Source organism: Dehalococcoidales bacterium, assembly GCA_028716225.1.
Lineage (GTDB): Bacteria > Chloroflexota > Dehalococcoidia > Dehalococcoidales > UBA5760 > UBA5760.
Map to the genome: position 1 here is coordinate 1 of JAQUQE010000142.1, position 2,744 is coordinate 2,744.

At 51.6% G+C, this 2,744-nt stretch carries 5 protein-coding genes; all 5 read right to left on the reverse strand.

Annotation, left to right across the window (positions count from 1 at the left end):
* Positions 1–202 (reverse strand): hypothetical protein (locus tag PHI12_14935; GenBank protein ID MDD5512078.1); only part of this gene is annotated, 202 nt, incomplete at its 3' end.
* 2 nt (positions 203–204) lie between these two features.
* Positions 205–1,248: a hypothetical protein gene (locus tag PHI12_14940; GenBank protein ID MDD5512079.1), complete on the reverse strand. Its 1,044-nt coding sequence runs from the start codon at positions 1,246–1,248 to the stop codon at positions 205–207.
* A 2-nt stretch (positions 1,249–1,250) separates the two neighbouring features.
* On the reverse strand, positions 1,251–2,072 hold the full coding sequence (locus PHI12_14945; GenBank protein MDD5512080.1) for a hypothetical protein: 822 nt from the start codon (positions 2,070–2,072) through the stop codon (positions 1,251–1,253).
* Positions 2,073–2,195: 123 nt separating this feature from the next.
* Positions 2,196–2,567: a hypothetical protein gene (locus tag PHI12_14950; GenBank protein ID MDD5512081.1), complete on the reverse strand. Its 372-nt coding sequence runs from the start codon at positions 2,565–2,567 to the stop codon at positions 2,196–2,198.
* Positions 2,560–2,744 (reverse strand): hypothetical protein (locus PHI12_14955; protein MDD5512082.1); only part of this gene is annotated, 185 nt, incomplete at its 5' end. The genes PHI12_14955 and PHI12_14950, both read right to left, overlap by 8 nt.

Below are 2,744 nucleotides of genomic sequence, written 5' to 3' on the forward strand. Positions count from 1 at the left end.
GCTCCGGATGATGAGGACAGAGTTCGCCCCCGTAGCGCAGCCGTTCCAGCAGCCGGGGATTATTAAAGAAGGCTAGCGATCCGCAATCAGCGCAGTGGGCCATGTAACCACTTTCTAACTCAAAGATGGGCGCCTTAACCCCGCATGGGCAATCCAGGGTATATTCAGTGGGTTTCTTCTTAACCGCTTTCTTTCTCGCCATAGCTACTCTCCCAGTTGCAGCTTAACAGGAGTACCGGCAGTAATGCCCAATGAATAATAGGGACCTTCATCATAGACAAGCAGATTTGCTCCGCAGCCGCAGTGAGGACACTTGATGGGTGGTTTGTCTGTGCAGAAATGTGCGTTACCTGCGGCTTTGCTGAAGGCACCGGTCACAATAAATACCGGGTTATTACAGCGCAGGAAATATATCTGGTTCCAGGCTGCCAGATAGTCCATAAGCGGGCTTACTCCCCGGTATCGCCGGTAGAAGCGCCTCAGTTCTTCCTCATGAGCTATATCAACCTGTAGCTGGGAAACAGCGCTTTCAAGTTGCTGATGTTTCTGCTCTAGGCTATCTACCATCTTTTGCTCATCATCCCGGTGTGATTTAAGCTCGATCAGATCCAATTCCAGCGTCCCGATGGATTTGCTGAGGCCGCCGTAATACTCCAGTCTTTTAGCTAACTCGCCCCTGCTATCCTCATAACCAGCCAATTCTTGAGCTAAGCCTAAGACTAGATTCAAGGGCAAGCTATGCATATCCAATTCAGTTTTCAGCTGCCTGGCTATGTCTATCTCCTGCTGGGTTAGGTTTGCTCTTCCCCGGTATTCCTCAATCTCCTTATCAATGCTTTCCTTTTCTTTTGCAACCCTCTTTCTGAAAGCCGTTAGCTCCCGCGCTTCTTTTTTATGCTCCGCTTTGGCTCGGCCGATAGCCTCTCCCAGTTGGCGAAGTTCACCCTGCTCCTGGGCAAGCTTGCCCTGGGCATCTTCTACTTCCGTCTTGAGTTTAACCAGCTTATGCTCCATGACCGCCTTCTCCTTCAGTAGCCGACCGCAAGCATCCAACACGTCAGTAAAATGGAGGGCCTTTTCTTGCTCCAATTTAGCTACGCCGGAAACCGCTTCCAGATACCCTGAATCTTTCAGACGCTCGACAAGCGCCGCTGAAGCCCGAAACTGCTCCTCGGTATAACCGGGAGAGTAGATACGGGCCAGCGTCACCGCCTCCCTGATCTCACTAGCTGTAAATTCATCACTCACTGCTATTCCTCCTTTCCTCTATCCTGAAGAATAATCCTGATTACTTCCTCCAGTGTTTGCTCGGCTCTTAATTTAGGGGCGGCCCGAAGAAACATTTCCTCTGCCTCTAGCCTGCGGTAGTCCATGCTCCCCAGGGCATTAATTACAGTTTCCTCATCCCAGGCTTGCTTTCCAACGGGTGTGGGCCGGTCCGAACTCATCGATTCCAGGCCCAATAAGCTCCCGACTAGAAGAGGGGCGACGCAGCTACCCTGCTCACCAAACTTATTCAGCCACATTACCAACGACTGCTTCTTCAGTGTCTGGGACAATCCATTAATGAAATCCTCACAAAACCGCGCCGGTTTAGCGCCCGGTATCTCCCGGGTAGTGTAGCTCCCGCTTCTACCCAGTATGCGGAAGCGCCCAAAATCATCATTTAAGACGGCCTGAAGGAAGACCGCCGGTAGTACCAGAACCTCGGGCTTACCTGTCACCCCGACCAGGGTAACCGAATACCGAGCGTCGCTAATCTGCACCTCTCCTACCCAGACCAGGTATGCCTTCACCTCTATCCCCAACTGGGGAACCGGCGTTGTATCAAAGCGTAATTCGGGTACCGGGACTAGCCTGAGTTTGCCTTGCCATGCGCAGCCGCGCCCGTACTTTTCCCTTATGGCAGACCTCAGGCTTTTCTGAGCCTGCTCACAGATCTCATCGGCATTGGTCGACCAGGTGAAGAGATCAGTGACCTCAGGAGACGCGTCACCCACCCCGGCTTCCTCAAAAGCAAGCTCACAGATCGCCTCGAAATCAGTCTCCCATTTTTCCGGTATGAACCTCACTGCTTAAATCTCCTCAATTCAATCTATACTATTCAATCTATTCTATATGCCTACTGGGTGTTAGCCCCCTACCTATTTAGCCTACTATTGCTATAACCCGGGGGAGGGGGTAGCCCCCAGGGGCTAGTCATTTACTAACCTGGCTCCAGCTAGCTTCTTCGCCTCATGTATCAGGCGTAGGGAGTCATGGTTAACATCATCCCTTCCCAACATCCCAAGCTCATACTCTATGTAGACAGGATATCCCTTCGGGTAACCACCACTATCTTCATCCCGGCAGACCACGACGATATCGTCATCCAGGGCGCCGCATTTCCATAAGCACCACCCCCGTTTACCAAGCAGCTCACCGGTACGCCGGGCAGTATCCTCAGCCTGAGCCAGTACCTCAAGCTGTGCCAGCTCCTTCTCCCAGTAAGAGGTATCCATCCCCTTCTCTCTGGCAATCTTGACGGCTTTCCTACCTCTTTCTATCCTCGATCTGATATCATCCACTTTGCTTGCTCTCCTCTTCCTCCAAGAATCCATCCCAGGGGTCATAATACTTACCATAAGAAGTAACTTGTAACCCCCTTTTTTCAGCGGAAGTAACAGCTTTGTTTTGTGCCTGGGGAGTTACCTCTGTTACTTCTGTTCCGGAAAGTTCTCTCGCGTATGCGTGTGATGTAGTAT